Raw genomic sequence first — 24330 nt, 5'->3', positions numbered from 1 at the left:
GATGGCTGAGTGGTGGTTGAGCCGGGCTTTGCCCGGCGCGGAGGTTTGCCATGAACAAACCATGCAGCGTGCCGTTGCGGGTTGCCGGCACGATCGTCTGTGCGGCGGCTACGCTGCTTGCCGGGTCCTACATGTCGTCGCTGCTTGCAAATCCGACGGGTGCGCAGGTGGTGTCGGGTACGGTGAGCGTCAATACGCCCGCTGCCGGGCAGATGAATATCACGCAGAAGACGCCCAAGGCGATCGTCAACTGGAACACCTTCTCGATCGGCGCGAACGAAGGCGTGACGATTGCGCAGCCGTCGGCCAGTGCGGCGCTGCTCAACCGCGTGATGGGCAATGATCCGAGCGTGATTGCAGGGCGGCTTCAGGCCAATGGCAAAGTGTTTCTCGTCAACCCGGCGGGCGTGATCTTCGCTCCCGGTTCATCGGTGAATGTCGGCTCGATGATCGCGTCGACGCTGAATATTTCGAACGCTGATTTTCTCGCTGGCAACTATCGCTTCGTCGGCACGTCCGTCGCGCCCGTCAGCAACGCCGGGACGCTGACGGCCGGCACGGGTGGCACGATCGCGCTGCTTGGCGGCAGCGTGAGCAATTCGGGTATGGTGAGCGCGCGCCTCGGTACGGTTGCCATCGGCGCGGGAAACGACATCACGCTGGACTTCGCGGGCGACGGGCTGACCACGCTGAAAATAAACCAGGGGGCGGCCCATGCGCTGATCGGCAACACGGGCACGCTCGCCGCCGATGGCGGGACGGTAGTGATGAGCGCGCAGACGGCCGATGCGCTGGCGGGCACCGTGATCAACCAGCAGGGAATCATCCGTGCGCAAAGCGTCGCCGAGCGCAATGGGCACATCGTGCTCGATGGTGGCACGAGCGGTGTCGCTTCGGTCGGCGGCACGCTCGATGCAACGGGCGGCGCGGGCCTGACGGGTGGCCGGATCGATGTGACAGGCTACAACCTTGCGCTCGTGGACGGCGCGCGAGTCGATGCGAGCGGTGCGGCGGGCGGCGGCACGGTGCGCGTTGGCGGCGGTGCCGCCGGACAGGACCCGAGCATTCGTAATGCCAACGCCCTGTGGATGTCGCCAACGGCAAGCATTCATGCCGATGCGCTGATCAATGGACCTGGCGGAAATGTGGTGGCGTTCAGTGAAACGGCGAGCCGGATCTACGGCACGCTTTCTGCGAGGGGCGGGGCGCAGGGCGGCAATGGTGGCTTGATCGAAACATCGGGTCACTATCTCGATGTCACGAGCGCGACCATCGACGCTTCGGCACCAAAGGGGAAAGGCGGGGCGTGGAAGATCGATCCCGACAATATCGCCATCGTGGCGGCGGCATCGGGAACACCGGCGACCGAGACGCCGCCGGCCAATGGATCGCCGGCCATTTTTACGCCGGCGGGCACGGACAGCGAGGTGGTCAATTCCCTCATCACCAACCAGCTGAATCAGGGCGTCTCCGTGACGATCACGACAGTCGGCTCGACACCCACCAACTTTTCACTGGGTGACATCAACATTCAGGCGCCGATCGTCGCGGCCACACCGGCAAATCCGACCACCATCCCAACCCTGACGCTGACCGCGCTCGGTTCGATCGTCGACACTGGCCAACCCATCATGTCGACCTTGGGGCCGCTCAGTATCGCGCTCAATGGGAACGTGGGCGGAGCGAATGCCTTCAGTTCCGTCGCGATCAGCAATACGACGGTGACGACCCATGGCGGCAGCTTCACGGTCAATGCGGCCGGGTCGAGCCCGGTCACCATCAACAACTCGACGGTCGATACTGGCGGCGGCGCACTCACGCTCACCGGCACGACGACATTGGCGGAAGGCGTTGGCGTCGGTATTACTAACAGTCTGCTCACCGGCGGTGCCGGCACGATGACGCTAACGGGCAGCACCAACGGCATCGGACTCAGCACCGGCGTCAGCCTCTTTAACAGCTCGCTCAATACCTCGACGGGCGGTATCAACATCGTTGGGACCACGCCCGGCGAGGAAGGCACGGGCGTCAGTATCTCGGGCGGCTTCACGCCCGTCGGCGGTACCGTTGCCGGCCCCGCCGTCAGCAGTTCAGGCGGCGCGATTGCCATTACTGGCAACGCAACTGCGAACGGGTTGTTCGGGCTTTCGGTGTCGGGCACGTCCGTGACGAACACGACAGGTGCGATCAACCTCTCCGGCAGTGTCTCGGGCGGCACCGTGACTTTTGTCGACGGCGTTCAGTTATTCAACGCGAACGTGAGCACGAGCGGCGGCAATATCGGCATCACGGGCACGGTATCGTCGTCGCTCAACAACAGCTTCGCGCTCGATCTGCACAGTGCGTCGGTCCAGTCGACGAGCGGCAATATCCAGTTGATCGGGCAAACTGTCGGGGTCCCGTCCAATGCGTCGGTACTTGGCGTTATTCTCGAAAACAGCATTTGCGAGTGCACGCCGGGTGCGGCCTCGTCCGTCACGACGGGCAGCGGCACGTTGAGCATCTACGGCAACGGCACGGGTCCGTTGGCCAATGGCGTGCAGATCACTGACGGAACGCAGATCGTTTCGAACAATGGCGGTCTCATTGATATTCGCGGCACCGTGAGCGGACCGACGGGCGGCAGCAGCCCGAACCTGCAGGGCGATGCCGGCGTGCTGATCGCCAATGGCGACATCAAGGCAACGGGGCAAACGGGCACGATCCAGATCGCCGGTTCGACCAACACGGCCGACCCTGGCCTCGCGATCGGCGTGCCGCCGTTCTCGGGCGGCGGCACGCCGATCGTCGGCGCCGCGCTGCTGGCCGACCCCACGGTCTCGACGGCCCAGCCAGGCTCCATCGTCTTGCGCGCGTCGAATGACGGCACGACCAGCAGTCTGTTCATCAGTAACTCGACGTTGTCGTCGCCCGGCGGCACGTTGTCGATCATGCCCGCGACGGTCGATCCGAACACCTTCGCGATCATCGCGCAGAACGCGACACCGATTACGCTATTCGGCACAGGTGGCCTGAGCATCGACGCGGCGACGTTTTCGACGTTCGTTTCGATCCCGAACATCGTGCTGGGTTCGACCACGCACACGGGGCTCATCACGGTAAACGGCGTGTGCGCATCGGACAGCGCGGTCTGCGTGCTGACACGGCCGGGCCTCGCGAACAATCTGACGCTGTCCAATCCGGGGTCGGGCAGCCAGGGCATCACGCTTCCATTTGGCATCTCGATCCCCGGCCACACGTTGACGCTCGCTTCCGGCGGTCCGGTTACCGACCCGGGCGGCATTCAGGCAGCGAGCCTGCTGCTTTCGGGGCCCGGCACCTTCACGCTGACCGATCCGCAAAACGACGTCGGCGTGCTGGCGATGGTCAACGCCGGCAACGTGTACTTCACGAACTCGCACGGCTTCGTCATCGGTCCGGTGGTCAGCCAGACATTCAATTCCAGTACGAGCCAGTTGACCACGCTCGATGGCACCAACTCAACGTTGACGGGCAACCTCATCGCTCAGGCCACGACGGGCAATATCGGGCTGGGCGGTCCGAGCACCAGCCTGAGTGCGGGCGGCACGATCGATCTGGTCATGGAAAGCGGCGTGTTCAACGCGGCGGGTTCCGGCACGATCGTTGCCGGCAACGGCTGGCGGATCTGGGCGAGCACATGGGTGGGCGAGACGCGCGGCAACGTTCAGCCCAATACCGCGCAGCCCAATTTCTATGGCTGCACATTCGGTGCTGGTTGCAGTTGGGGCGGCACGGTGCCGACCACGGGTAATCATTACGTCTATATCGCAAGGCCAACCGTGACGGTGACAGCCGATGGCAAGACGCGTATTGCTGGCGCACCCAACCCCGTGTTCACGTTTACCACCAGCGGCCTGATCAACGGCGACACCGCCGCCGGCGCGCTGACGGGCACGCTAACGTCGCCCGCCAACCAGAGTTCACCGCCTGGGAAGTATCCGATCCTTTCAAACTTCGGGTCGAACGTCGGCTATATCGTGATCGAGGTGCCGGGCGTGCTGACGGTCACGCAGTTGATCGATCCCGTTTCGCAAGCGGGCTTGCAGCAGTTCTTCAGCAACCAGGAGCAAACCTTCGTCTACGAGAACAACCTGCAGGGCACCAACATCTGTATCGGTTCGAATCAGCCGCTGTTCACCACCGCGCCGCCGGGGGACAATCAGGACATCCTCGCAGTCGAATGGAAGCGCGTGCGATCGCAACCCAATCTGAACAGTTGCATGTTGCTGAATGGTCAACATGGATGCGGGGACTTCTAGCGTTATCGTGCGCGATTCAGACAGGCGGCGCATTCATGAAGGCGCCACCTGCAGCACCGTGGCCTGGGTGTCTTCCGGATCGACGATCCACACGGCCAGTGCGCTGAAGTTATCGTGGCTGGCGGGCGCGATCTCGCGCACGCGCGCAGCGAGCGCGCCGAGCCATGCGTCGGGGGTCGCGGCTTCGCCAAGCGTCTCGCTCATATAAGTCTCGTCGACGTACTCCCACAGCCCATCGCTGCAAATCAGGAAAGCATCGCGATCGAGCAGGTTGAACGTGCCATCGAAGCCAACGATATCCAGCTCGCCAGCTGTGCCGAGCGCGGCGAGCAGCACGTTGCGGCGCGGATGATGGCGCGCCTGCTCAGGCGTGATCAGGCCCGCGTCGATCATATCCTGAACGAGGCTATGGTCGCGTGTTTGCACACTGACCTGCCCGCCGCGAAAACAGTACAGCCGCGAATCGCCGCAGTGCGCCCACGCTGCCGTGCGCAGTTCGCAGTCGATCGCAAGCAGCACGACCGTCGAGCGCATGTCTTTCAGCGCGGCATCGCCGCGTGCCTGTTCTTCCAGGATGTTCGCGTTCGCGTGGCCGATCGCTTTGACGAGGCGTTGGCCCGTCGGCGGCAACTCGGCGACCGTCAGGTAGCGCAGATCCGCCAGCACGCTATTGACGACGATCGCCGATGCCGTATCGCCGCCGCCGTGTCCGCCCGCACCGTCGGCGAGCACGCAATAGTAAAGGCGCTCGCTCGACCAGTCACCCAGCGCGTCCTCGTTGCGCTTGCGGCCGCCTGGGTCGCTCAGGCTTGCTGTGGCAAGCTGCACAGGAAACCTCTGCTCGGATCGGGTTCAACTGCCGGGGCGCGCGACTGTTCGGAGAGGATGCCAAGAACGAACAGGATCGCGACGCGATTCTCCGTGGCGATGTCGATGCCGAGCGTGTGCTTGATCCACTCGCCGATGCTGGTCGCCGCGAAATCGGCGGGCAGGGCGCTTTTTTTCAGCGTCACGCCGAGCTTGCGGGCGCGATAGTGATACGACGCGATCCGGTAGCGTGCGGCGATCCGCGACAGCCCGCCCTTTTCATTCGACAGCCAGCCCAGACTGCCCGCCAGCAGCAACTGGTCGGACTCATCGATCCCCGCGATGAAGCGCGCTGCCGATTCCCGCACGGTTCGCTCGTCCAGACCGTACTGGGCCAGCACCGAGCCGACAGGATCGCTTTGCACGGCCGCTTGCTGCTCGACCTCGGCTAGCACGTCGTCATCGTCGAACGACACGTTGCGTTGATGGCCGGCATTGCGCAGGCAGTCGATCAGATAGCGGCGAAAGTACGCGCACACCGCATGACCGTTCGATGGCGCGCTATGCAGTGGGAAGGCTTCCGGGTGCGCGTGCGCGGCTTCGAGCCGGAAGACCTTGAAGTAGATGAACTGGGAAATGAGTTCTTCCTTGTCTTCACCTAGCGCCTGCAACTCGAACGGGTGATACCCCTGCAATGCGCGGCGCACGACCGTATAGATCGATGCCATCTCGTCCTGATTCAGACAGGTGCGCCTCTGCCACAGGTCCGACAACGCACTGTCGCAGACGCTATCGGCCGACCGTGCGCTTTCAATGTGTGTCACATGTCACCCCGCATGATGAGCACAGCGTCACGCTGTGCAGATGTGAATACCCGATGTGCGTCTGTTCGATTGCAGCAGGGGAAACTGGAATGCGGATACGACTGTCAGCTCACGGTTGTCGAGCGTGACTCAAAGAGACAGTTATTCACTTCGAAACTGCGCAAGGCAATGCTCTAGGTATTGCACATCAGACAACAAAACCTATATGAGGGTTTACCTTGCTGTACTCGTTGACGCGACATTTTTAATTTCATAAAGCTGAAACATTCGCTGACAGCAATCACGTCGATTGATGAGTAATTCGTTATCAATGGAGAGACAATGATTCATTCCGATCGATGAGCAAAAGACCGCAGGCCATGCACATCTTGCGTTTTTTTCAGGTGCTTAGAAACTGTTATTTCGATCGGATTTGCGACTCGCTCCTTTCAAGTTTGTGACCACCGTGGCGCTCCTTTTCTTTTAAATATTGCGTGCTATGCTCATATCGGTCTGTTGTGAAATGTTCGTAGAGGAACGCTGCGGCATCGCGTATTTTTATCGGGATTCCAAATTTGATTTGTTGTAAATCGGTTTGAGGAAGACCGGATTCGGAAGTTAACGTGGCGTGATCCGTCGCGAGGCGCGAGCACGCTAAAACTATTCGTTTCAGACTGAAGCCGATACAACAATGGCCACGCTCGATGCCGGGGTACTGCTCGCCGAAATATCGCCTGACAGTCCCTGCGGGGACGATGTCGAATACGACCCGATGTTTCTCGAACTCGAACAGGTCGTGCACGGCAAACCGGAAGTCCAGTATGGCGACACCGTCGTCGCCGCCACACCGCCTGACTGGAAAGCAGCCCAGGCCCTTGCGCTCGAACTGTTCAACAAAAGTCGCGACCTGCGCGTCGCCGCGCATCTTGCACGCGCGCTCCTGAACCGCCAGGGCTTCACCGGTCTCGCCGAAGGAATGGCGTTGATCGAAGGCCTGCTCGAGCGGCATTGGGATCACGTCTACCCGCAACTCGACCCCGACGACGATAACGATCCGACCGCGCGCATCAATGCGCTCGCCGTGCTTGTCGAACAGTCGGGGATGTTGCTGGATGTGCGCGACACAGCGCTTGCCGCGTCGCGCACGCACGGAATCGTCAGGCTGCGCGATATCGAATATGCGACGGGCGACACGCCCGTACCCGAGGGCGTCGAACCGCCATCGCTCGCCTCGATCGACGCGGCCATCGCCGACGTGCGAGACGAAGCGGCGGCTACGCACGCCGCGTTGCTCTCAGCGCGCCAAAGCAACACCCGGATTGAAACGCTGTTGACGGAGCGCGTCGGCGCGGCCCAGGCGATCGACCTGTCGCCACTGTCGCGTCTGTTGCAACAGGCGGCCGGCTTCCTTGGCGCGCGGGTTAGCGACGCTGATCAGCAGACAGCGGGCGAAGCATCTGTCGGCGAGGGAGGGGATGACGCAACCGTCAGCCCGGGCGGGGTCATGCGCGCGGCGCCCAGTGGAGAAGTCAATAGCCGGCAGGACGTCATCCGCCTGCTGGACAAGATCTGCGCCTATTACGAACAGCACGAGCCGTCGAGTCCGGTGCCGTTGTTGCTGACACGGGCGCGCCGTCTGGTGGACAAGAGCTTCATCGAAATATTGCAGGACCTCGCGCCGGAAGGTCTCGGTCAGGCCCGGCAGGTTGGCGGTATCGAAGAATAGTCGTCGGGGAGTTCATCAGCATCGTAACTGATACGCTGCTCCGCCTGTCGACGGTGCGGCGTCAACCAGGGGAACTGTCGTGGCCAAGGAAAGCAGTCAGAAATTCATAGCACGCAATCGCGCGCCGCGCGTGCAGATCGAGTATGACGTCGAGGTGTACGGCTCGGAGAAGAAGGTGAATCTGCCCTTCGTGATGGGCGTGATGGCCGATCTCTCCGGACAGCCGGCGGACCCGCTCGCGCCCGTTGCGGACCGCAAGTTTCTGGAAATCGACGTCGACAACTTCGATGAACGCCTGAAGTCGATGAAGCCGCGCGTCGCGGTCCAGGTGCCGAACATGTTGACGGGCGAAGGCAATCTTGCCGTCGACATGACCTTCGAGAGCATGGACGACTTCTCGCCTGCCGCAGTCGCCCGCAAGGTCGATGCGCTGTCGAAGCTGCTGGAGGCACGCGGCCAGTTGCAGAACCTCTTGACTTACATGGACGGCAAGACGGGCGCCGAGGAATTGATCGCAAAGGTGCTGAACGACCCGGCTTTGCTGCAATCGCTCGCATCCGCGCCGAAGCCACAGGAATAAGCGCGACCTAACAGTGGAGTCAGACCATGGCCGAACCCACCCCCGAAGGACAAGCGCAGCAGACCGAGGGCACGCTCGAGATGAGCGACTTCGCGAATCTGCTGCAAAAGGAATTCAAGCCGAAAAGCGATAAGGCAAAAGAAGCCGTCGAGACGGCGGTGCGCACGCTGGCGGAACAGGCGCTGCGCGACACCGCTGTCATTTCCAATGACGTGCTGGTGACCATCGAGAGCCTGATCGCACAGATCGACAAGAAGCTCAGTGAGCAGATCAACCTGATCATCCACTCGGAGGAGTTCCAGAAAGTGGAGAGCGCGTGGCGCGGTCTGCACTATCTGGTGAACAACACCGAGACTGACGAAACGCTGAAGATTCGCGTGATGAACATTTCGAAGGGCGAACTGCACAAGACGCTCAAGAAATACAAAGGCACCGCCTGGGACCAGAGCCCGTTCTTCAAGAAGCTCTATGAAGAAGAATATGGCCAGTTCGGCGGCGAGCCCTATGGCGCGCTGGTCGCCGATTACTACTTCGACAATAGCGGGCCGGATGTCGACCTGTTGACGCAGATCGCGAAGATATCCGCTGCCGCGCATGCGCCTTTCATCGCTGCCGCTGACCCGTCGGTGATGTTGATGGATTCGTGGCAGGAACTGGCGAATCCGCGCGACCTGACGAAGATCTTCCAGACACCGGAGCATGCCGCGTGGCGCTCGCTGCGCGAATCGGAAGACTCGCGCTATATCGGCCTCGCGATGCCGCGCTTTCTCGCGCGTGCGCCGTACGGCGCGAAGACCAATCCCGTCGAAGAGTTCGACTTCGAGGAAGATACCGCGGGCGCGGACAGCGGCAAGTACACGTGGGCCAACGCCGCGTATGCGATGGCGACCAACATCAACCGCTCGTTCAAGATGTATGGCTGGTGCTCGCGGATTCGCGGCATCGAGTCGGGCGGGGCAGTGGAAGGTTTGCCCGTGCATTCGTTCCCGACCGACGACGGCGGCGTCGACATGAAGTGCCCGACCGAAATCGCGATCAGCGACCGGCGCGAGGCAGAGTTGGCAAAGAACGGCTTCATGCCGCTCGTGCACAAGAAGAACTCGGACTTTGCTGCGTTTATCGGTGCGCAATCGTTGCATAAGCCGGCCGAATACGAAGATGCCGACGCGACCGCGAACGCGAATCTGGCTGCGCGACTGCCTTATCTGTTCGCATGCAGCCGCTTCGCGCATTACCTGAAGTGCATCGTGCGCGACAAGATCGGCAGCTTCAAGGAAAAGGACGACATGCAGCGCTGGCTGCAGAACTGGATTCTGCAATATGTCGACGGCGACCCGGCCCATTCCACCGAAGAGTCGAAAGCGCGCCGGCCGCTTGCCGCAGCTGAAGTCGTGATCGAAGAAGTCGAAGGCAACCCGGGTTATTACACGTCGAAGTTTTTCCTGCGTCCGCATTATCAGTTGGAAGGCCTGACCGTGTCATTGCGGCTGGTCTCGAAGCTTCCGTCCGCCAAGGCGGCATGACGGAATTCCATTGTGAGTGGTGAACCGTTTGAGTGGAGAAGAACATGGCCGTCGATATGTTCATTAAGATTGGTGACATCAAGGGCGAATCTCAGGACAAGTCCCATAAGGAAGAGATCGATGTGCTCGCGTGGAGCTGGGGGTTGAGCCAAAGCGGCACGATGCACATGGGAACAGGTGGCGGCGCGGGCAAGGTGAACGTACAGGACATTTCGTTCACCAAGTACGTCGACAAGTCGACGCCGACGATCATGCTCGCCTGCGCCCAGGGCAAGCATATCGACTCGTGCATTCTGACGGTGCGCAAGGCCGGGGGTGACAATCCGCTCGAGTACTACAAGGTCACGCTGACGGCATGCCTGATCAGTTCGTATTCGACAGGCGGCTCGGGTGGTGAGGATCGCTTCACCGAGAACGTGACACTGAACTTCGAGCAGTTCCACGTCGAGTATCAGCCGCAGAACGCGAAGGGCGCCAAGGAAGGAGGCGTCGTCGAGATGAAGTGGAACATCGTGAAAAACGACGCAACCAACGGCTAGCGGCAGCGTACCGCCGTGCCACGTGCCACGTGGCGTGTGGCGCGGCGGCACTGCGATGTCATGGCACAAGCCGATGGCATCGCAGTGTGGTGCAGCAGCATTGACCTGGCCTGACGGAGCGAACTGACATGACGGCAGAAGAAAGCTTGCGCGAAGGCAATCTGGACGAATGCCTGCGTCTGTTGCAAATGCAGGTTCGCAACGATCCGTCGAAAGCGTCGCACCGCGTGTTCCTGTTCCAGCTGCTCGCAGTGCTCGGCGCATGGGACCGCGCGTTGACACAACTCAATGTGGCTGGCGATCTCGACGCCGCGGCATTGCCAATGGTTCAAATGTATCGCGAGGCGCTGCAATGTGAGGCGCTGCGCGAAGCAGTCTTCAACGGTGCGCGTGCGCCATTGATTTTCGGCGAGCCGACCAGCTGGCTCGCATTGCTGGTCGAAGCATTACGGCTCGATGCAGCAGGCGACCACGCGGCGGCCGTGGCCGCACGCGAGCAGGCGCTCGGCGATGCACCCACCACCTCGGGCAGCGTGAACAGCGAACCGTTCGAGTGGATCGCCGATGCCGACACACGGCTTGGGCCGACGCTCGAAACGGTGCTCAACGGCCGTTACTATTGGGTGCCGTTTTTCCGCATCAAGCGCATCGAGATCGAGGCGCCCGTCGACCTGCGCGACCGGGTCTGGACGCCGGCGGTGTTCACCTGGGCCAACGAGGGCCAGGCGGTCGGACTGATTCCGACGCGCTATGCCGGCACACTGGCCGAAAAGAAACATGCGCTGTGGCTCGCGCACCTGACCGAATGGATTGGCAGCGATGCGGCAGACGCGCGCCCGGTCGGGCAACGCATGCTGACAACCGACGCGAACGACTACGCATTGCTCGATATCCGCACGATCGAACTCGCGGTCGAGGCTCCGTCAGGCAGCGAGGGCGGCGCTGGCGCCGCGCCGGATCATGGCTGAGCTGAGTACGCGCGACCGGCTGCAACCGTCGCTGCTCGACCGGCTGACCGACCACGAGCCCGACGTCAAGCAGGAGGCACGCGAACGCCGCGTGCTGTCGATACGCGCACTGCGTCAGAGCGTGCAGCGCGATCTCGCGTGGCTGCTCAACGCGAACGGCCTTTCGTCGGTGCAGGATGTGTCGGGCTATCCGTATGTCAGCACGTCGGTGTTGAACTACGGCTTTCCCGATATCGCCGGCAAAACCGCCTCAGGTGTCGATCCGGCGAAGCTCGAGAAACATGTGCGCGATGCGATCTGGGCATTCGAGCCACGCATCTTGCGCGAGACAGTGCGCGTGACGGCGATCCAGGTCGAAGAGACGACGGCCCAGCACAACACCGTGTCGTTTTTGATCGAGGGAGATCTGTGGGCACAGCCGTACCCGGAGCGACTCTATTTCAGAACTGAACTGGATCTGGAGGCCGGGGAAATCAGAGTGATCGACCAGAGCGGCGCGCGCTGAACACATGAACCCGGAACTGATCAAGTACTACAGCGCGGAACTCCAGCACCTGCGGGAAATGGGCGGCGAGTTCGCAAAAGAATATCCGAAGATCGCCGGGCGGCTCGGGCTCGAAAGCCTCGAATGCGCGGACCCGTATGTCGAGCGCCTGCTCGAAGGTTTCAGCTTTCTCGCCGCGCGTGTGCAACTGAAGATCGATGCGGAGTTTCCGCGTTTCACCCAGCATCTCGCTGAGCTTGTCTATCCGCACTATCTGGCGCCGACGCCGTCGATGGCCGTCGTGCAGATCCGGCCCGATCTGAGCAACTCGGGCCTCGCGGAAGGGGTGAAGATTGCACGCGGCAGCGCGTTGCGCAGCCTGCTCGACAAGAACGGCTCGACGCGTTGCGAATATCGCAGCGCGCACGACCTGACGCTGTGGCCGCTCGAAATCGCCGACGCGAAGTTCTTCACGCATTCGGGGTCGCTGGGCGGTGCCGATATCGCGTTGCCGGCCGGCGTCAAAGCGGGCCTGCGGCTGCGCCTGCGCGCGACGGGTGGTCTGAAGATCAACCAGCTGAAGCTCGACAAACTGGCGCTCTATCTGCGCGGCACCGACTCGATGCCGACGCGTCTCTACGAGCGCCTCGTCGGATCGGCGATGGGTGTGGTCGTGATGCCAGTGTCGCGGCCAGCGACCTGGCACGCGCAATTGCCCGCGACGGCCGTTGCGCCGATGGGCTTCGCGGAAGACGAAGCGTTGCTGCCGATCAGCAAGCAATCGTTTCAGGGTTACCGGCTGCTGCAGGAGTATTTCGCGTTCTCACCGCGTTTCATGTTCGTCGCGATCGACGGGTTGCAGCAGGCGCTGCGCCGCTGCGGCGACAACGAGGTCGAAGTGATCGTGTTGTTGAAGCGCGGCGACCCGATGCTGGAGCAGGCAGTCGACGCCTCGAACTTCGCACTCTACTGCACGCCCGCGATCAACCTGTTTCCGCGCCGCACCGACCGCATCGCGCTGTCGGCCGAGCAGTTCGAATACCACGTGGTGGCCGACCGCACCCGGCCAATGGACTTCGAGATCTACCGGATCGAGGAGGTCACCGGCTATGGCGCAGGTGCCGCCGCCGAGCAGAAGTTCGAGCCGTTCTATCACGCGCGCGACCTCGGCGCCGGCTATGGCGCAGGCGCGTACTACCAGGTGCGGCGCGACAGGCGCGTGCGCTCGTCGCGCCAGGCCGAGCGCGGACCGCGCACCAGCTATCTCGGCAGCGAGACCTTCATCGCCCTCGTGGACGCGGCGAACGCGCCGTTTCGCGGCGATTTGCGCCAGCTTGGTTTGCAGGTGCTTTGCACGAATCGCGACCTGCCGCTCACCTTGTCGATCGGTGTTGGCGCGAGTGATTTCACGCTCGACGTCGAGGCGCCTATCGAAAGCGTGCGCTGCGTGAGCGGCCCGAGCCGGCCGCTGCCGTCGTTTGCGCATGGCGCAGTCGCGTGGCGGCTCCTGAGTCACCTGTCGCTGAACTATGCATCGCTCGTCGATAGCGACGCGAAAGAGGGCGCCCGCGCCATGCGCGATCTCCTGAGCCTCTATTGCCCGGTCGACGATCCCGCCGCGCAGAGGATGATCGAAGGCTTGCATTCGATCGAATCGCATCCCGTCACGCGGCGTCTGCCCTGTGCGGGGCCGATCGTGTTCGGACGCGGCCTCGCGATCACGCTGACGCTCGACGACGCGGCTTTCGAAGGCGCCGGCGCCTTTTTGCTCGGCGCCGTGCTGTCGCAGTACTTTGCGCAATACGTATCGATCAATTCATTCGCGGAGACGGTGGTCAGAACGCTGTCGCGCGGCGAGATCATGCGCTGGCCAGCGAGGGGCGGACAATGCCGAACGCTCTGACCCTGCTGCGCGAGCTTGAAGCGCACGCCTACCGCTTCGATTTCTTCCAGGCCCTGAGGCTCATCGAGAACGCTCACAGGGACAAGCCGCGGATCGGCGAATCGCTGCGCCCGCGCGACGACGCGGTGCGCTTTTCGCAGGAGCCCGAGCTGATCTTTCACCCGACCACGCTCGGGGCGTTCTGGCCGTCTCACGACGGACACGCGGCCCGGCTGGCGGTGAATTTTTTCGGCCTCATGGGGCCGCACGGCCCGATGCCCGTGCATCTGACCGAATACGTGCGCGACCGCGCGCGCAATGCCAACGATCCCACCTTCGCGCGCTTTCTCGATATCTTCCATCACCGGATGGTGTCGCTGTTCTATCGCGCCTGGGCCAATGCGCAGCCGACCGTGAGTCTCGACCGGCCGGAGCGCGACCGTTTTTCCGTCTATGTTGGCAGCACGTTTGGCCTCGGTGAAGCGGCGCTGCGCGAGCGCGATGCGGTGCCCGACTTCGCGAAGCTGCATTTCGCGGGCCTGCTGTCCGGTCCGACTCGTCCCGCCGCAGGACTGCAACTGATCCTTGCGCGTTTTTTCAACCTGCCCGTGCGGATCGAACAATGGGTCGGCCACTGGATGGAACTGCCCCGCGACACGCTATCGCGCCTGGGCGCTCGGGACGGCTCGGCGTCGCTCGGCATCTCGACGCTGCTCGGCGGGCGCGTGTGGGATTGTCAGCACAAGTTCCGCATCGTCATCGGGCCATTGACGCTCGCAGACTACGAACGCTTCCTGCCCGGCGGCGACAGCCTGCGGCGTCTCACCGACTGGGTGCGCAACTACGCGCGCGACGGCCTCGATTGGGACGTGAACCTGTGGCTCAGGCAGGAGGACGTGCCACGCCTCGCGCTGGGACGCCGCGCCCGGCTAGGCTACACGAGCTGGCTGCTGAGCGGCGCGGCCGCGCAGGACCAGCGTCAGTTGCGGTTGCATCCCGCTTCATTGTCCGGACGGCCCACCGAGCCCGCGCGTAGCGACGCACGGGCGAGCGGGCCGGCATCCCAACACTCACCGAAGGACTAGCAAAATGGCCGAAATCAAGCGTGCAGCGTTGTTCGGCAAGCTGAACAAGCTGGCCTATCGCGCGATAGAAAGCGCAAACGTGTTCTGCAAGTTGCGCGGCAATCCGTATATCGAGCTCGTGCACTGGTTCCACCAGATTCTGCAGTTGCAGGACTCGGATCTGCATCGGATCGTCAAGCACTTCGGCATCGAGCCTTCGGCGCTCGCGCGCGATCTGACCGACGCACTCGACCGGCTGCCGCGTGGGGCAGGGTCGGTGGTCGATATTTCGTCGCAGGTGGAGGAAGCCGTCGAACGCGGCTGGGTGTTCGGCTCGCTGCTGTTCGGCGAGTATCAGGTGCGCACGGGTCACCTGGTGGTCGGGCTGCTGAAGACGCCGTCGCTGCGCAACGGGCTGTACGGCATCTCGCGCCAGTTCGAGCGGGTCAAGCTCGATCCCCTCGTCGACGAATTCGACAGTCTGCTCGGTGGCTCGCCCGAAGCGGGGATGACCGCGAGCGACGGTTCTCAGGCCGCCGGCGCAGCCCAGCCCGGCGACACCGGCGGCGCAGTGCCGCCCGCCGCGATGGGCAAGCAGGAAGCACTGCGGCGCTTCACCACCGATCTGACCGAGCAGGCGCGCAACGGCAAGCTCGATCCCATCGTCGGTCGCGACGAAGAGATTCGCCAGGTGGTCGACATTCTGATGCGGCGCCGTCAGAACAACCCGATCCTGACGGGCGAAGCCGGGGTCGGCAAGACGGCCGTGGTCGAGGGCTTCGCGCAGCGCATCGTCGCGGGCGACGTGCCGCCTACGCTGCACGACGTGCAGTTGCGCACGCTCGACGTGGGCCTGCTGCAGGCGGGCGCGAGCATGAAGGGCGAGTTCGAGAACCGGCTGCGTCAGGTGATCGAGGAAGTGCAGGCTTCCGAAAAACCGATCATCCTGTTCATCGACGAAGCGCACACGCTGGTCGGCGCGGGCGGCGCGGCGGGCACGGGCGACGCGGCGAACCTGCTGAAGCCGGCGCTCGCGCGCGGCACGCTGCGCACCGTCGCGGCGACAACGTGGGCCGAATACAAGAAGCACATCGAAAAAGACCCGGCACTCACGCGGCGCTTTCAGGTCGTGCAGGTGCCGGAGCCGGACGAGACAAAGGCCGTCCTGATGATGCGCGGCATCACGTCGACGATGGAAAAGCATCACAAGGTGCAGGTGCTCGACGAGGCGCTTGAAGCGGCCGTGCGGCTGTCGCACCGCTACATCCCCGCGCGCCAGTTGCCGGACAAGGCGGTGAGCCTGCTCGACACCGCTTGCGCGCGTGTCGCGGTGAGCCAGCATGCGACGCCGCCTTCCGTCGACGATTCGAGAAAGCGCATCGCCGCGCTCGAAACAGAGCTGGAAATCATCGGACGCGAGACCGCGGTCGGCATCGATACGGGCGAACGGCTTGCGGCGGCGACCGAGCGCGTGACGGCCGAACGCGCGCGTCTGAGCGAACTCGAAGCGCGCTGGGAGGCGGAGAAGGAACTGGTCAAGCGCATCCTCGAACTGCGCGCGCAGTTGCGCAACGAAACCGGCAAGGTCGAAGGCGCAGCCGAAGCAACCCCCATTGCGCCCGCTGATGACGGCACACGCGAAGCGCGCCTTGCCGAACTGCGCGAATTGCAGGCGAAGCTCGCGGCGCACCAGGGCGACGATCCGCTGATCCTGCCAACCGTCGACCAGCAGGCGGTCGCCTCGGTGGTACAGGACTGGACGGGGATTCCCGTGGGCCGGATGGTCCGCAATGAGATCGAGAACGTGCTGAAGCTCGCCGAGAACCTGAACAAGCGGATCATTGGCCAGGGCCACGCGACCGAGATGATCGCCCGGCGTATCCAGACTTCGCGCGCCGGTCTCGACAATCCGAACAAGCCGATCGGCGTGTTCATGCTCGCGGGCACGTCCGGTGTCGGCAAGACGGAAACCGCGCTGGCGCTCGCCGAAGTGCTGTACGGCGGCGAGCAGAACGTCATCACGATCAACATGAGCGAGTATCAGGAAGCGCATACGGTGTCGTCGCTCAAGGGCGCGCCGCCGGGCTACGTCGGCTATGGCGAAGGCGGTGTGCTGACGGAGGCGGTGCGGCGCCGTCCGTATAGCGTCGTGCTGCTCGACGAAGTGGAAAAGGCGCATCCCGATGTGCACGAGATCTTCTTCCAGGTGTTCGACAAGGGCTGGATGGAAGACGGCGAAGGGCGCGTGATCGACTTCAAGAACACGCTGATCCTGCTCACGACCAACGCCGGCACCGATCTGATCACGAACCTGTGCAAAGACCCCGAACTGATGCCCGAGCCAGAGGGCATCGCGAAGGCGCTGCGCGAGCCGCTGCTGAAGGTGTTCCCGCCTGCGCTGCTCGGGCGCGTGGTCGTGATTCCGTACTACCCATTGTCGGATGAGATGCTCGGCGCGATCATCCGTTTGCAGCTCGGGCGAATCGAAAAGCGCGTGCGTGCGACGCACAAGATTCCGTTCGCGTATGACGACGACGTCGTGAAGCTGATCGCGAGCCGCTGCACTGAACTGGAAAGCGGCGGCCGGATGATCGACGCGATCCTGACGAACACGCTGCTGCCACATATCAGCAACGAGTTCCTGACGCGGATGATGAACGGCGCGACCGTGTCGAGGGTGCAGATCGGCGCGCGCGACGGCGAGTTCGTCTACACGTTCGATTGATGAGGCGGCCGGATCGGCCCGTTTCATTTGACGGAGTATTCGTATGCCGCAACAAGTCAGCATGGGCGCGACGCTGCAGTGCTCGTTCGGCGCAGCGCCGTCGACGCTCGTCGTCCTGCCGGTGAATCGCGTGATGGGTGAGGGGCCGCCCGCGGCCAACATCATGGACCACGTGCCGCTGGTCAATATCATGCCGTTCGGCGTGTGCAGCTCGCTAGCCAACCCGACGGTGGCCGCCGCAACGACGGCCGCGCTCGGCGTGCTGACACCGATGCCGTGCGTGCCCGCGACGATGTCGCCATGGGTGACGGGCGCACCGACCGTGCTGCTCGGCAATCAGCCGTCGCTCGACAACGTATCGAAGTGCATGTGCAACTGGGGCGGCGTGGTCACGATCGTCAACCCGGCCACCGTCAAGACGATGATTCCGTGACATGACCAGCCAAGCCACCGACCGACACGTCACCGTCAGTTGCGCCCCTGCCGGCAGCGACCTGCTGTTTCTGCGCCTGACGGGCCATGAGGAGCTGGGCCGGTTGAGCGAGTTTCATCTGGACCTGCTCAGCACGAGCAACGACCTGAAGCCGGGCGACCTGCTCGGCCAGGACATCTCGGTGGCGATCGACTTGCCGTCCGAAGGCGAGCGGCAGATCAACGGCATCGTCACCGCATTTCGCCTCCTTGCGCCCGGCGACAAGACCCGCAACCGGATGGCCCGCTACGAAGCGATGGTACGGCCCGGCTGTGGCTGCTCACGCGCGCATCGCACTGCCGCTTCTTTCACGAGATGACGGTGCCGGACATCATCGCGAAGGTATTGCAGGACTATGACGTCGACCTGAGCAACAAATGCTCGGCGACCTATCCGTCGCTGGAGCATTGCGCGCAGTATCGCGAGACCGATTTCGCGTTCGTCAGCCGGCTGATGGAGCACGAGGGCATCTACTACTACTTCGAGCACAAAGGCGGCAAGCACACGCTCGTGATGACCGATTCCGCGGACGTCCATGCGTCGATCGATCATTACGCGACCATTTCATACGATGGCTGGTACGAGCCCGTGCAGGAGAAGGAGTGCGTGTATCAATGGTCGTCGGGCGCGGAGTTGCAGACGGGCAAGTACGAAGTCAACGAGTACGACTTCGAGAAACCGTCGTCGAGCAATCAGCAGGGCCTGCTGTCACGCGCGGCGCGGCCGAAAGTCTACGACCCGCCCGTATACACGATGCAGGAGCATCTAAGCGGCCACATCGAATCCAGCGATGGCGACCGTTACGCGAAAGTCGGCGTGGAAATCCGCCAGGCGCGCAACGACAGCATCAGCGGGCGCACCAGCGCGCGCGGTGTATGGCCGGGGGGCTTTTCAAGCTGCAGGAACATGCGTGCGATGCGCAGAATCACGACTACCTGGTGGTCAGCGCCGAGTACGAAATCAACTCGGACACCTACGTCTCGAATGATAACGATCACCGCGCGCTGCCATTCTTCGATTGCAGCTTCACCGCGCTGCGCAAGGAGAACCAGTTCCGCGCCGAACGCATCACGCCGCGCCCCGTCGTCGCGGGCCCGCAGACCGCGATGGTGGTCGGCCCCGACGGCGACGAGATCCTGACTGACAAGTATGGCCGCATCAAGGTGCAGTTTCACTGGGAGCAGTTCGCGCCGCCGTCCGATAGCAGTGAACGGATGAAGCGCTGCTGGGTGCGCGTGTCGCACAGTTGGGCGGGCAAGCGCTGGGGCACGTTCTTCATTCCGCGCATCGGCCAGGAAGTGCTGGTCGATTTCATCGAAGGCGATCCGGACCGGCCGCTCGTCACGGGCTGTGTGTACAACGCGAACACGATGCCGCCCTACGACCTGCCGGCCAACTCCGCGCTCTCGACGCTGAAGAGCAACTCGACCAAAGGCGGCGGCGGGTTCAACGAAATGCGCTTCGACGACACGAAGGGCAGCGAGCAACTGTTCTTTCACGCGGAGAAAGACCACGAAACGTGGATCAAGAACGATACGCTGGCGAATGTCGGCAACGACCGGCATCTGAAGGTCACCGGCAACGAATTCATCGCGGTGACGGGTGCCCGGCACGACGCCGTGACGGGTGACCGGAACGCAAAAGTGGACGGCAACGATTCGCTGAACGTCAGCCAGAAGCTGCAGGAAAAAGTCGGCATGGACTACGCGATGGATGCGGGCATGAATGTGCATATCAAAGCCGGCATGAATGTCGTGATTGAAGCGGGCGTCAGTATTACGCTAAAGGCAGGCGGCGCGTTCGTGGTGGTGGGGCCAGCGAGCGTCGCGGTATCGGGGACGCCGATCCTGTTGAATTCCGGCGGTTCGGCCGGCTCCGGCAGCGGCTCGTCGCCGACCGCGCCGACCGCGCCGAAGGACGCCGACGATGGCACGAAGAAGCTCAAATCATGACGCGATGCTTGGCCATTGCGGCCGGGGAGACAAGTGAACGATCCGATTCTTTCGTTGCGCGTCGCGCGCTTCAATGACGAGCCGGTCGCCGAGCCGATCGCGGTCGAATTCGGCCCGACAGGCGGGACGATTGGCCGCGCGACCGATTGCACGCTGGTGTTGCCCGACCAGCAGCGCGCGATTTCGCGCGTGCATGCGCGGATCGAATTCCGTGGCGGCGAGTATTTGTTGTGCGATCTGGGCAGCAACCCGAGCGTGCTGAACCAGCGGGCGCTGGGCGGCACGCGCGAGGCGCGGCTCGCGAACGGTGACCGTCTGGTGATCGGCACCTATCTGCTCGAAGTGACGATTGCGGAACGCGTGCCGGGCGCGCGCAGCGTGACGGGCCTGCCCGACCCGCTGGCGGCGGTGAAAGTGCTAGGCGGACCGTTGCCGGCCGATGCGCAAGGCGACCCGTTTGGCCTTGGCTCGCTCGATCCTCTCGGACAGCCCGCGTTTGGCGAACGCGCGGGGATTGCGTCGGGGCCGCGCTACGCGGGCTCTGAAAGCGATCACGTCGCGCCGGAGTTTCAGGCGTTCTCCGCGCCTGTGGCGGCGCCGCGAGCGCCTGCGCCTGCCTCTGCGCCGCCCATCGTGCCCAGTGCGGCGACACCGTCGCCCTCCGGTATTCCCGCTGATTACGATCCGCTCGCGGACGTGCTCGCACAATGGGAAAAGCCGGCGCAGCCGGGCGGCGTGCACACGTCGCCGCTGTTTGCTCCGTCGCCGTCTGCGCCGTCCAATCCGTCCGCGTTTGCGTCGAACGTTGCGCCAGCGCACGCACCCCCGCCGCCGGTTCCCGCGTCGCAAACCGGGCCCACTGGCTTGCCCAAAAGCCTGCTCGATGGTCCGGGCGGTGGCGCTGCAACGCCGTTCGATGATCTGCTTGCGCCATCGGCAGCCCCACTCATTCCGGAAGATCTCACCGAGATCGCGCCGGCTTCTTCGTTGCCTGATGCTGCACCGCCGCCTGCTCGCGTCGCGCCCGCACCTGCGCCTGCTCCCGCACAGCCAGCGGTGCAGCAACCATCGCCCGTGCAACGCGAACCCGAGCCGGCCCCCGCTGCGATGGCCGCCCCAAACGCAACCGCCTCCACGCCAGCCGCCCAGCCTGAACCCGTGCCGCCGCGTGGCCCGATTGCGAATGGCGACGCGTTCGCGGCGCTGCTCGAAGGGCTTGGCCTCGATCCTTCGCGCGCGCCGAACCTGCCACCCGCCGAACTCGCGCGACTGGTCGGCACGATGCTGCGCGAGGCGCTGCGCGGCACGATGGCCGTGCTGCGCGCCCGTTCGATGACGCGTCGCGAAGCGCGCCTCGACGTCACGCTGATTGTCGCGCGCGACAACAATCCGCTGAAATTTTTCCCCGATGTCGACAGCGCGCTCGCGCAGATGCTCACGGGCCGCGGCGCCGGTTATCTGCCGCCCGCCGAAGCGCTGGAGCGCGCGTTCGACGACATCGAGTCGCACGAACTGGCCGTGATCGTCGGCATGCGCGCGGGGTTGGCCGAAGTGCTCGGCCGTTTCGATCCCGCCAGCATCGAAGCGCAGTTGAAAGCGGGCGGGGTGATCGACAAGGTGTTGTCGAACCGCAAGGCGAAACTGTGGGACCTGTTCGTCGACAGACAGGCAGACGTCGCGCGCGAAGCAGAAGACGATTTTCAGAGACTGTTCGGCAAGGCGTTCAACGATGCGTACGAAGCGCAGATCGACGCGCTGCACGCCGCGCGCAAGCGCGGCAAGACGGACCCCAGTAGCCACCACTAGCCACCACTGACCCCTTCTCATTACGAGAAGGCCACGAGAAAGACACGAGAAAAAATGTCCTGGAACAGCAAAGTCATCTGGTCGGAGGGGATGTTCCTGCAGCCGCAGCATCTGCAGCAGCACGACCGTTATCTGCAGACCCAGTTGGAAACGCGGGCTGCCGGTCTGCGTCCGTACAGCTGGGGGCTGACCGTGCTCGAGATCGACGAGCAACTGCTCAAGCTCGGCAAGGTCGCGCTCCTGTCGTGCGCCGGTGTGATGCCCGATGGCACGCCATTCAATCTGCCCGCCGACGACGATCTGCCCGAACCGCTCGATATTCCAGAAGGCACGCGCAACACGCTGGTCGCGCTCGCGCTGCCCGTCCGCCGTCCGGGCATTGCCGAGACGGGCAACGAAGCCAGCGAGGAAAACTTCGCGCGGCATCGCGTGGCCGAACTCGAAATCGGCGACAGTAACGATCCGAATGCCGCGCCGGCGCTGATGCAGATCGGCAAGCTGCGCGTGCGGCTCGCACTCGAACCGGACGTCGCGCATGCGTATGCGGTGCTTGGTTGTGCGCGCGTCGTCGAGCGGCTGCCCGACAACCGCGTCGTGCTAGAGAACGACTACAGCCCGCCGTGTCTCGACTACCGGGTCGGGCGGCGTCTCGCCGCGTTCGCCGACGACCTCGTCGGCCTGCTTCACCAGCGCGGCGAGGCGCTCGCCGCGCGTCTCGCGCAGCCGGGTGTGACGGGCGTCGCGGAAGTGTCGGACTTCCTGCTGCTGCAACTGATCAACCGCCACGAGCCGCTCGCCGCCCACCTGTCGACGATGACGGGGCTGCATCCGGAAGCGCTGTACCAGATCGCCGTGCAACTGGCGGGAGAACTCGCCACGTTCAGCCAGCCGACCAAGCGCCCGCCAGCGTACCCGGTGTACCGGCACGACCGGCTGCGGGAGACCTTCGCGCCCGTGATCGACGATCTGCGCGCGTCGCTCAGCATGGTGATGGACCCGCATGCGGTGCCGATTCCGCTCGAAGAACGCAAGTTCGGCCTGCGGGTCGCTCTCGTGCCGGACAAGAACCTGTTCGCTTCGGCGACTTTCGTGCTGGCCGTCCGTGCGCAGATGCCGGCCGAGCACATCCTGACGGGCTTCGCGCCGCAGGTGAAGATTGGGCCGGTCGAGCGCATTCGCGATCTCGTGAATCTGCAGTTGCCTGGTATCGGGCTGCGCGCGCTGCCTGTCGCGCCACGCCAGTTGCCGTTTCATGCGGGATTCACGTACTTCGAGCTCGATCGCGGCAACGAATTGTGGAAGCAGTTCGCGACCTCCGCCGGCATGGCGTTGCACGTCGCGGGCGACTTTCCAGGGCTGGCGATGGAGTTTTGGGCCATTCGCCGCTGACGCATTGATCGAGGACACTCATCGTGACTCCTGACGAACCACGTGGCCCACTCGAAGATCCTGGCGCGACGATTCTGATTCCGACGCCCGGGGGCGCGCGTGCCGCTTTTGTCGCCGCTGCGGCCACCGCGGCGCCGATCGCGACGCTGACGGGCGGCCTCAATCCGTTGCTGCGTGCGGCCAATCCGCTGCTGGAGCTGGCCGTTCCGCTGCGTCAGCTGCCGACCCATCCGAACGTCGAAGAGCTGCGCACGCAACTGATCCAGATGATCCGTACGTTCGAAACGCAAGGGCGCGCGAGCGGCATCGACGACGAGAAGCTCGGCGCATCGCGCTACTGCCTGTGCACGTTCCTCGACGAGGCGATCTCCAGCACGCCGTGGGGCGCGGGGATGTGGGCGAGCCGCAGCCTGCTCGTGACGTTTCATAACGAGGCGTCGGGCGGCGAGCGCTTTTTCCTGATCCTGCAACGGCTCGCGCAGAACCCCACCGGGAATGCCGATGTGCTCGAACTGATCTACGTCATTCTCGGGCTGGGCTTCGAGGGGCGCTACCGGCTGATCGACGGCGGCCGCACGCAGTTGGACACGATCCGCGAACGGCTCGAAACGATGATCCGTTCGCAGCGGGGCGCCGCCGAACGCGATCTGTCGGTGCACTGGCTGCCCGTGAAGGCCGAGCGCAAGCCGCTGTTGCAACTGGTGCCGCTGTGGGTCGCCGCCGCGATCGCCTGCGTGGTGCTCGTCGCCGTGCATCTGGTGCTGAGTCTGCGCCTGAACGACGAGTCCGATCGCGTGTTCGCGGCTTTGCATGGTGTACGCGTCGCGCCTCAGCCGCTCGCCGCGAAAGCCGCACCGCCGCCGCCCGCGCTCGCGCCGAAGCTGTCGCAGTTCCTCGCGCCGGAAATCGCGCAGGGACTCGTGACTGTCGCCGAATTGCCGGACCGGACGGTCGTCGAGATCAAAGGCGATGGGCTGTTCGCGTCGGGCAGCGCGGAACTCGAATCGAGTTATCTCCCGCTGATCCAGCGCATTGGCGACGCGCTCAAGGATGTGCCCGGCAATGTCGTCGTCGCCGGACATACGGACAACCAGCGGCTGCTGTCGGCGCGTTTTCCGTCGAACTGGCATTTGTCGCAGGCACGCGCCGATGTCGTGAGGGACATGCTCGCCGCACGCACCGGCACGCCGAAGCGTTTCGAAGCAGAAGGCCGAGGCGACACCGAGCCGATCGCGCCGAACGACTCGCCTGCGAACCGCGCGAAGAACCGCCGCGTCGACATCACCATACTCGCGCCGGGGGCGGCATCGTGAGTCCGTTCGCCCTCCGT

At 63.8% G+C, this 24330-nt stretch carries 18 protein-coding genes and 1 pseudogene; 17 read left to right on the top strand and 2 right to left on the bottom strand.

Features of this window, described 5'->3' with window-relative positions; genetic code table 11:
* The first annotated feature begins 50 nt into the window (after positions 1–50).
* Complete coding sequence (locus tag H1204_RS31935; RefSeq protein WP_180734536.1) at positions 51–4280, top strand: filamentous hemagglutinin N-terminal domain-containing protein; 4230 nt, start codon at positions 51–53, stop codon at positions 4278–4280.
* A 33-nt stretch (positions 4281–4313) separates the two neighbouring features.
* Here the strand turns inward: H1204_RS31935 and H1204_RS31930 are convergent, their stop codons facing one another.
* Both H1204_RS31930 and H1204_RS31925 read right to left on the bottom strand, forming a co-directional pair.
* Complete coding sequence (locus tag H1204_RS31930) at positions 4314–5108, bottom strand: protein phosphatase 2C domain-containing protein (protein ID WP_180734535.1); 795 nt, start codon at positions 5106–5108, stop codon at positions 4314–4316.
* Positions 5084–5815, bottom strand: a complete 732-nt coding sequence (locus tag H1204_RS31925) for a hypothetical protein (RefSeq protein WP_180734534.1) — start codon at positions 5813–5815, stop codon at positions 5084–5086. The genes H1204_RS31930 and H1204_RS31925 overlap by 25 nt, the downstream gene beginning before the upstream one ends.
* 766 nt (positions 5816–6581) lie before the next feature.
* Between H1204_RS31925 and tssA the strand changes: the two genes are divergently transcribed.
* From tssA to H1204_RS31855, 16 genes and pseudogenes are all read left to right on the top strand, one after another.
* On the top strand, positions 6582–7616 hold the full coding sequence (gene tssA / locus H1204_RS31920) for a type VI secretion system protein TssA (protein ID WP_180734533.1): 1035 nt from the start codon (positions 6582–6584) through the stop codon (positions 7614–7616).
* A 79-nt stretch (positions 7617–7695) separates the two neighbouring features.
* Positions 7696–8196 (top strand): type VI secretion system contractile sheath small subunit, encoded by a 501-nt coding sequence (tssB, locus tag H1204_RS31915; RefSeq protein ID WP_035988419.1) that lies wholly within the window; start codon positions 7696–7698, stop codon positions 8194–8196.
* A 26-nt stretch (positions 8197–8222) separates the two neighbouring features.
* Positions 8223–9719: a type VI secretion system contractile sheath large subunit gene (gene tssC / locus H1204_RS31910; protein ID WP_180734532.1), complete on the top strand. Its 1497-nt coding sequence runs from the start codon at positions 8223–8225 to the stop codon at positions 9717–9719.
* Between the two features lie 44 nt (positions 9720–9763).
* Positions 9764–10258 carry a type VI secretion system tube protein Hcp gene (locus tag H1204_RS31905; RefSeq protein ID WP_180734531.1) on the top strand — a complete coding sequence of 165 codons (495 nt, stop codon included), beginning with the start codon at positions 9764–9766 and terminating at the stop codon, positions 10256–10258.
* A 128-nt stretch (positions 10259–10386) separates the two neighbouring features.
* Complete coding sequence (locus H1204_RS31900) at positions 10387–11226, top strand: type VI secretion system accessory protein TagJ (RefSeq protein ID WP_180734530.1); 840 nt, start codon at positions 10387–10389, stop codon at positions 11224–11226.
* On the top strand, positions 11219–11731 hold the full coding sequence (gene tssE / locus H1204_RS31895) for a type VI secretion system baseplate subunit TssE (protein ID WP_180734529.1): 513 nt from the start codon (positions 11219–11221) through the stop codon (positions 11729–11731). The genes H1204_RS31900 and tssE overlap by 8 nt, the downstream gene beginning before the upstream one ends.
* A gap of 4 nt (positions 11732–11735) precedes the next feature.
* Positions 11736–13613: a type VI secretion system baseplate subunit TssF gene (gene tssF, locus H1204_RS31890; RefSeq protein WP_180734528.1), complete on the top strand. Its 1878-nt coding sequence runs from the start codon at positions 11736–11738 to the stop codon at positions 13611–13613.
* The gene (gene tssG, locus H1204_RS31885; RefSeq protein ID WP_180734527.1) at positions 13598–14677 is read left to right on the top strand and encodes a type VI secretion system baseplate subunit TssG; all 1080 of its coding nucleotides are present in this window, start codon (positions 13598–13600) and stop codon (positions 14675–14677) included. Before tssF ends, tssG begins: the two co-directional genes overlap by 16 nt.
* Before the next feature lie 4 nt (positions 14678–14681).
* A complete protein-coding gene (gene tssH, locus H1204_RS31880; protein ID WP_180734526.1) occupies positions 14682–17381 on the top strand; it encodes a type VI secretion system ATPase TssH in 2700 nt (899 codons plus the stop codon).
* A gap of 43 nt (positions 17382–17424) precedes the next feature.
* Positions 17425–17814 (top strand): DUF4280 domain-containing protein, encoded by a 390-nt coding sequence (locus H1204_RS31875; RefSeq protein ID WP_180734525.1) that lies wholly within the window; start codon positions 17425–17427, stop codon positions 17812–17814.
* Between the two features lies 1 nt (position 17815).
* Positions 17816–18172, top strand: coding sequence for a contractile injection system protein, VgrG/Pvc8 family (locus H1204_RS51720; RefSeq protein ID WP_243468933.1), 357 nt, complete (start codon positions 17816–17818; stop codon positions 18170–18172).
* Positions 18169–18684 (top strand): annotated as a pseudogene (locus H1204_RS51715) (contractile injection system protein, VgrG/Pvc8 family); the annotation flags it as partial. The gene H1204_RS51720 and the pseudogene H1204_RS51715, both read left to right, overlap by 4 nt.
* Positions 18685–18728: 44 nt before the next feature.
* Complete coding sequence (tssI, locus tag H1204_RS51710) at positions 18729–19805, top strand: type VI secretion system tip protein TssI/VgrG (protein WP_243468932.1); 1077 nt, start codon at positions 18729–18731, stop codon at positions 19803–19805.
* A gap of 33 nt (positions 19806–19838) precedes the next feature.
* Entirely contained in the window at positions 19839–21611 is a 1773-nt protein-coding gene (gene tagH, locus H1204_RS31865) for a type VI secretion system-associated FHA domain protein TagH (protein ID WP_180734524.1), read from the top strand.
* Positions 21612–21665: 54 nt separating this feature from the next.
* Positions 21666–23000 carry a type VI secretion system baseplate subunit TssK gene (tssK, locus tag H1204_RS31860; RefSeq protein WP_180734523.1) on the top strand — a complete coding sequence of 445 codons (1335 nt, stop codon included), beginning with the start codon at positions 21666–21668 and terminating at the stop codon, positions 22998–23000.
* 23 nt (positions 23001–23023) lie between these two features.
* Positions 23024–24313 carry a DotU family type VI secretion system protein gene (locus H1204_RS31855; RefSeq protein WP_180734522.1) on the top strand — a complete coding sequence of 430 codons (1290 nt, stop codon included), beginning with the start codon at positions 23024–23026 and terminating at the stop codon, positions 24311–24313.
* The last annotated feature ends 17 nt before the right edge of the window (positions 24314–24330 follow it).

Origin of the sequence: Paraburkholderia sp. PGU19 (assembly GCF_013426915.1) — a bacterium.
In the GTDB taxonomy this organism is placed as follows: Bacteria; Pseudomonadota; Gammaproteobacteria; order Burkholderiales; family Burkholderiaceae; genus Paraburkholderia.
This window is presented reverse-complemented; position numbering and strand designations above follow the sequence as displayed.